Source organism: Microcoleus sp. Pol17C6, assembly GCF_036701145.1.
In the GTDB taxonomy this organism is placed as follows: Bacteria; Cyanobacteriota; Cyanobacteriia; order Cyanobacteriales; family Microcoleaceae; genus Microcoleus.
On the sequence record NZ_JAUBQH010000004.1, the window covers coordinates 1 to 5,957 of the forward strand.

General features: G+C 44.9%; 5 protein-coding genes. 1 reads left to right on the forward strand and 4 read right to left on the reverse strand.

Features of this window, described 5'->3' with window-relative positions:
• Nucleotides 1-201: 201 nt before the first annotated feature.
• Nucleotides 202-1,431, forward strand: a complete 1,230-nt coding sequence (locus QUA25_RS03105; protein WP_333035491.1) for an ATP-binding protein — start codon at nt 202-204, stop codon at nt 1,429-1,431.
• A gap of 15 nt (nt 1,432-1,446) precedes the next feature.
• Here QUA25_RS03105 and QUA25_RS03110 read toward each other — a convergent pair whose 3' ends face one another.
• From QUA25_RS03110 to QUA25_RS03125, 4 genes are all read right to left on the reverse strand, one after another.
• Nucleotides 1,447-2,028, reverse strand: a complete 582-nt coding sequence (locus QUA25_RS03110; RefSeq protein ID WP_333035492.1) for an HAD family hydrolase — start codon at nt 2,026-2,028, stop codon at nt 1,447-1,449.
• Nucleotides 2,029-2,310: 282 nt separating this feature from the next.
• Nucleotides 2,311-3,456: an ATP-binding protein gene (locus tag QUA25_RS03115; protein ID WP_333035494.1), complete on the reverse strand. Its 1,146-nt coding sequence runs from the start codon at nt 3,454-3,456 to the stop codon at nt 2,311-2,313.
• Nucleotides 3,453-5,672 carry a beta-propeller domain-containing protein gene (locus QUA25_RS03120; RefSeq protein WP_333035497.1) on the reverse strand — a complete coding sequence of 740 codons (2,220 nt, stop codon included), beginning with the start codon at nt 5,670-5,672 and terminating at the stop codon, nt 3,453-3,455. The genes QUA25_RS03115 and QUA25_RS03120 overlap by 4 nt, the downstream gene beginning before the upstream one ends.
• Before the next feature lies 1 nt (nt 5,673).
• The coding region (locus QUA25_RS03125) for a WD40 repeat domain-containing protein (RefSeq protein WP_445242198.1) at nt 5,674-5,957 on the reverse strand (284 nt) is incomplete at its 5' end.

Below are 5,957 nucleotides of genomic sequence, written 5' to 3' on the forward strand. Positions count from 1 at the left end.
TCATTGATAGTTGTCAGTCGAGTGAAGGCTGTGGGTCGAGCAAATGCTGTGAGCGCTCATTTAATTATATCTGCATGACATTTTCGGGTTCTATATTTTTCACTTCGTTCAAGTCAGTTACATCATACCTCATCTTTCTGAGAAAGGCTATACACTCTGATTTTCCAAGAGTTAAATTATCGGCAGCGTATTTAACGAAAAATGAACCCTATACAAATTTTGGTTGTAGAAGACGAAGTTATTGTAGCCCAAGACATCGCAGGTCGATTAAAAAAACTGGGATATGGAGTAACAGCTACAGTTTCTTCAGGAGAAGAAGCAATTCAAAAAGCGGTAGAAAACCCGCCAGACTTAGTGTTGATGGATATCGTGCTTAAAGGTGACATGGACGGGGTAACAGCGGCCGAGAAAATCAAAACTAATAAAAATGTGCCGACAGTATTTTTAACAGCTTATGCCGACGATCAAACGCTGCAAAGAGCGAAACTAACAGACCCCTTCGGTTATATTATCAAACCATTTCAACAAAATGATTTGCGGGTGGCGATCGAGATTGCCCTGCACAGACACGAAATCGAAACCAAGATGCGAGAATCTCTCAAAGCCGCGGAAGCAGTCAGAGAGTCGGTGGAAGAAAAATCGCACCGCCAAAACCAGTATATTTCAATGGCGGCTCACGAATTGCGGAACCCGCTCAACGCCATTTTAATCTCTGCGGAACTTCTAGAGCTCGATCGAACTCGCAGCCAGGACGAATCCCAAGTTAGAACCCTGCGGCTGGTGCACTCAGCTACCCAAAAGATGAACCAGCTAATCGACGATATGCTGTTCATGGGCAGAGCAGAATCAGGCCAACTCAAATGCAATCCATTACCGATAAATTTAGTAGAATTTTGTCAAGACTTGCTGGCTCAATTGCAGTTAGGAAATGAAGCCAAGCACAAACTAACATTCATCCCGTCAGATGTTACCAGCGCGATGTTAGATCAACAATTGCTGCACGGCATTATTTCTAACTTAATCGTCAACGCCATCAAATATTCTCCCAACGGCGGGCAAGTCACCTTAGAATTGGAATGCCGTCCAGCAAGCGAAGGAGACAAAGAAGCTATTTTCGGCTTGTCTCCTCACTCTTTCTTTTCCAATTCATACTTTACCAATATTAACTCCCCTTTACTAATTTTGCGTATCCGAGACGAAGGTATCGGTATCCCCGAAACAGAAGTAGGGAAAATATTTGAAATGTTTTACCGCTGCAAGAATACGGGAAAGATTAAAGGTAACGGTTTGGGATTAACAATTGTTAAAAAAGCTGTGGAATTGCAAGGAGGCGCGATCGCCTGCGAAAGCAAAATGGGCATGGGTACAACCTTCACAGTCGCGCTTCCTTACGTAGCACTTTCCTTTAAGACTCAACGAGAAACAACTTAAGTACCACTACAAACACTAATCAAAGTGTTGCAAAATCCACTCCACCGCCGCAGCTAAATTTGCTGCAATAAAATCCGGTTTAGTATGGTGCTGATACTCCCCACTCAACACACTCTCTCCGTAACCAGTCTGCACCAAAATACCAGTACAGCCGGCATTGTGCGCCATATCTACATCAGTCGCTTTATCCCCCACCATAAAACTATTTTGCAAATCTAAATCCTGTTCCCAAGCCGCCGCTACCAACATCCCTGTATTTGGTTTTCGCCACGTCGTATATCGCGTAAATTCTGGGTTTGTTCCGCCTTCGGCTGCGCTTAAATAAGGACAGTAATAAAGAGCATCTAACTTTGCTCCTGCTTCATTTTCTAATAACAGACACAGGCGCTTGTGCAAAGCTTCTACGTGGCTAACCGGATAATAACCCCTCGCCGGGCCGGATTGATTGGAAACCAAACAGCAAAATATTTGTTGGTCATTTAAACGGCGTACAGCTTCGGCGACTCCGGGGATTAAATGCAAATCTTCTACTTTGTGAATGTAGCCGGCTTCGATATTGAGAACGCCATCTCTGTCAAGAAATACTGCTCGTTTCATTGTTGTATTGTTGCTTTAAAATTGAGTTTAGGGTGAGGCTGCGGCAGTGTTCGTTGGTGTTAACTTAAGCCTAAAAACCTTTGTATCTATCGTTTATAGTCGAGTCTAGATCCCCCTAAATCCCCCTTAAGAAGGGGGACTTTGAGTGTTGCAGTGCTCCTCTTTTTCCAATTGGGACTTTGACTCCTCTTGTCCCCCCCTTATTAAGGGGGGTTAGGGGGGATCGGGAAGACTGGACAAGGAAGACTATAGGCTGGCACAGCGAAAATCTAGGTAAACTCATCATTCTAAAATAGATTGTTTGCCTAACCATTCGCGGAAAATATTATGATACAAACTATAGCAAATTTCTCCTCCAATTTCTTGTTTATTTAAGAACTCGATCCAATTGTCTAACGCTTTTTCAACATCGTATTCATCCAGATCAATTATATTGGCGATCGCACTTACAGATAAACTTGCTGTTGATTGTACCAAAACATTCAGCACAGACAACTCGATCGCCGATAAAGCATCACCTCTCATCTGCAGCCAGTGGTTTTGATAATACGCTGCTAAACCGGGAGGAAGTTCAGAGATAAGTGAGGACTCCCCCAGATTAGCATCGGGGTGTGGATTCTCGTTAATGGCAGGTAACATCTGACTCAGATACATAAAATTGTCTTCGCTGAGTGTTGCGAGTTGTTGGCCCAATTCCGGTGCAGTTAAATCCGGTGCGGTTGATAGGTATTGCTGAATGTAGTTAAGGACATCCTCGCGATTTTGGGCGGGATAATCTCTTAAATCGAGAGTTTGAGAGGGGGTTTCAATTAACAAACCGGATTTCTCTCTCAAAAACGGGCGGCGGGCGAGGATAAAATAAGTACGATCGCCCAAATATCTCGGCAGATAAAACAGATTTGTGCTGGGAGGCTGACTCGTGCGGGCGATCGCGTCTACAGAATCAATGACTATTATCAACTTTTGGCGATGACGTACCGTCTCGCAAGCTACGGCTAATTTATCGCTAATTTGCTGAAGCAACAAAGACAGAAACCAACTCCCATCATGGGATTCGAGATTTTGAAGTTGAGATCTTAGCTGGACAATTTCCGATGTTTCCCCATTGGTGGCAAGGTATTTGTCAATCAGTTGAGTGCAGACAGAAGCGAGAAAATCTTCAGCTCGATTTTTGCCCTCAACTGCTGCGTTGTAATAGATACTGCGAGGATGGGCGGTGACATATTGGGCGAGGATGGAACTTTTGCCGCAGCCGGGAGTGCCGACTATTGTGAAATAACCGCGGCTGTGGGAGTTCAGAAAGTCGGAAATAGCAGAAAAAACAAACTTGCGACCTACAAAATTCTCGGTTTTTTCTCGCAGGAGTTGCTGAAATTCTTTTGGGTAAGTGGCGGTAGAGATGGGAGTTGAAAGAGGTGAGGAATTCATGTTAGTTCCTCCATCCCTTCTAGCCGCAGGAAATATACGCGGCCGGATTCGTCGCCTACCACAATTGTGACTCCATCGGGTGCAATGGCGCAACAGGCGATCGGATTTTCGCTCATGAAACTAGCAATGATATTTCCAGTTGTTAAATCCCAGACTTTGAGGGTGTTGTCTCTTGAACCAGAAATTACCCGCTTGCCATCAGCAGTGACGGCTACTGCATATACCGAATTGCTATGATCTTTGAGTTTCTTTCCAGTTGTTAAATCCCAGACTCTGATGGTGTTGTCCAAAGAACCAGAAATTGCCCGCTTGCCATCCGCAGTGACAGCTACTGCATTTACCCAGTTATTGTGACCTTCGAGAGTAAACTGTTCCTTTCCAGTTGTTAAATCCCAGACTTTGATGGTCTTGTCGGATGAACCAGAAATCGCCCGCTTGCCATCATCCGTGACGGCTACTGCATTTACCCAGTCGCTGTGACCTTCGAGGGTAAACAGTTCATCTCCAGTTGTTAAATCCCAGACTTTGATACTGTTGTGATCTGAACCAGAAATTGCCCGCTTCCCATCGGGAGTGATGGCGACTGCTTTTACCAAATTGCTGCGACCTTTGAAAGTAAATTCTTCCTTTCCAGTTGTTAAATCCCAGATTTTGATGCTGTTGTCATCTGAACCAGAAATTGCCCGCTTCCCATCAGCAGTGATGGCTACTGCATTTACCCAGTTGCTGTGACCTTCGAGAGTAAACGGTTCCTTTTGAGTTGTTAAATCCCAGACTTTGATGGTGTTGTCCCACGAACCAGAAATTGCCCGCTTACCATCAGCAGTGACAGCTACTGCATTTACCCAGTGGCTGTGACCTTTGAAAGTAAATAGTTCATCTCCAGTTGTTAAATCCCAGACTTTGATGGTGGTGTCCAAAGAACCAGAAATTGCCCGCTGGCCATCATCCGTGACGACTACTGCATTTACTGAGTCGCTGTGACCTTCGAGAGTAAATTCTTCCTTTCCAGTGGTTAAATCCCAAACTTTGAGGGTGTTGTCCCACGAACCAGAAATTGCCCGCTGGCCATCATCCGTGACGGCTACTGCATTTACCAAGTCGCTATGACCTCTGAGAGTAAATAGTTCCTTTCGAGTTGTTAAATCCCAGACTTTGATGGTTTTGTCGGATGAACCAGAAATTACCAACTTGCCATCATCCGTGACGGCTACTGCATTTACTGAGTTGCTGTGACCTTTGAGAGTAAACTGTTCATTTCCAGTGGTTAAATCCCATACTTTGAGGGTTTTGTCTCTTGAAGCAGAAATCGACCATTTGCCATCATCCGTGACGGCTACTGCATTTACTGAGTTGCTATGACCATTGAGAATAAATTCTTCTTTTCCAGTTGTTAAATTCCAGACTTTAAGGGTGTTGTCAAAAGAACCAAAAATTATCCGCTTGCCATCATCCGTGACTGCTACTGCATTTACTGAGTTGCTATGACCTTTGAGAGTAAACAGTTCCTTTCCAGTGGTTAAATCCCAGACTTTGAGGGTGTTGTCCCACGAACCAGAAATTGCCCGCTTGCCATCGGCAGTGACGGCTACTGCATTTACTGAGTTTCTATGACCTGTGAGAGTAAACAGTTCCTTTCCAGTGGTTAAATCCCAGACTTTGAGGGTGTTGTCTCCTGAACCAGAAATTGCCTGCTTGCCATCAGCAATGACAGCGACTGCATTTACCGAGTTGCTGTGACCTTCAATGGTGCGTAGCAATCCCCTGCGAGGGGGAGTTAAACAGGGTGTCAAAGGACGCAACCAAGCTGCTGCTTTCCACTGCTTTGCCACCTCCAGCATTGCCTGAATCGGAGGCATTTCAAAGTACAGTAAGCGACCTAACAATTGCCCTGCCAGTTGCGTCCGATCTCGAACCCAAATATGTGCCGACAACCTCAGTGTCCTTTGAATCAAGTTGAGGGATTTCGCTTTTTCTGAGTTGTATTCTGGGTGACTTAATGATTCTGAAGCGTCAACCAAATCGAAATCATCAATCAGTGCCTGCCCCCCAAACTCAGGATGCTGAATCTTTGCTATCAGAAAGTTAAAATCAGTCAGTTTTTGATAATACTTTTCTAAATTCCCTGACTTAACATAATTTGGCAGTAAGCTGCCCAGATAAGCACGTTGATAGAAAAGTGGTTTGGCCGCTAACTTGTCAGCAAATTCTCCCATCTCACGCCATCTCCTGTTCTAAATACTCAGTCATCCCTTCGAGTCGCAGGAAATATACGCGGCCGGATGCGTCGCCTGCCACAATTGTGACTCCATCGGGTGCAATAGCGCAACAGGCGATCGAACTTTCACCTGTAAAACTGGCAATGAGATTTCCACTCGACAAATCCCAGACTTTGAGGGTTTTGTCATCGGAACCAGAAATCGCCCGCTTGCCATCGGGGGTGACAGCTACTGCATTTACCGAACTGGTGTGACCATTGAGAGTAAACTCTTCCTTTAGAG

Excerpts from the sequence above, each read along its gene's own strand:
- QUA25_RS03105 (WP_333035491.1), top strand. The coding sequence starts at position 202 with ATGAACCCTATACAAATTTTGGTTGTAGAAGACGAAGTTATTGTAGCC.
- QUA25_RS03110 (WP_333035492.1), bottom strand. The coding sequence starts at position 2,028 with ATGAAACGAGCAGTATTTCTTGACAGAGATGGCGTTCTCAATATCGAA.
- QUA25_RS03115 (WP_333035494.1), bottom strand. The coding sequence starts at position 3,456 with ATGAATTCCTCACCTCTTTCAACTCCCATCTCTACCGCCACTTACCCA.
- QUA25_RS03120 (WP_333035497.1), bottom strand. The coding sequence starts at position 5,672 with ATGGGAGAATTTGCTGACAAGTTAGCGGCCAAACCACTTTTCTATCAA.